Below are 492 nucleotides of genomic sequence, written 5' to 3'. Positions count from 1 at the left end.
TGGAGCGGGTGATGAGAATCGAACCCACGACATCAGCTTGGAAGGCTGGAGTTTTACCATTAAACTACACCCGCTAAATATAACGATACCGGTGGTCGGGGTCGAACCGACACTCCTTACGGAACACGATTTTGAGTCGTGCGCGTCTGCCAATTCCGCCACACCGGCATTTATCAAACGAAGGCAGCACCCGAATTTGAAAAGGGGATAAAAGTTTTACAGACCTCTGCTTACCACTTTGCCACCACTCCATTTTGGAGCTAGGACATATACATATATGGTGGCTTGGGACGGAATCGAACCGCCGACACAAGGATTTTCAGTCCTTTGCTCTACCGACTGAGCTACCAAGCCATAATTAAAATGATTCACAATCTTTTCTTTACGTAAGTCCTTTGCTCAAAAGATCTTGCGATCTTTCTCGCATGTTGCCACAGTTGCCTAATCGATGAAGTGAGCAATATGCTCTACCGACTGAGCTATCAAGCCATT

Annotated in this window: 3 tRNA genes; all 3 read right to left on the bottom strand. The window is 46.5% G+C overall.

Annotation, left to right across the window (positions count from 1 at the left end):
• Nucleotides 1-74: transfer RNA gene (locus JN080_RS29130), tRNA-Gly, on the bottom strand.
• Between the two features lie 12 nt (nt 75-86).
• Nucleotides 87-168, bottom strand: a tRNA-Leu gene (locus JN080_RS29125).
• A gap of 110 nt (nt 169-278) precedes the next feature.
• Nucleotides 279-354 (bottom strand) — tRNA-Phe (locus tag JN080_RS29120).
• Between the last annotated feature and the right edge of the window lie 138 nt (nt 355-492).

The sequence above is a fragment of the Bacillus sp. EB600 genome (genome assembly GCF_024494385.1).
In the GTDB taxonomy this organism is placed as follows: Bacteria; Bacillota; Bacilli; order Bacillales; family Cytobacillaceae; genus JAEVLT01.
This window is presented reverse-complemented; position numbering and strand designations above follow the sequence as displayed.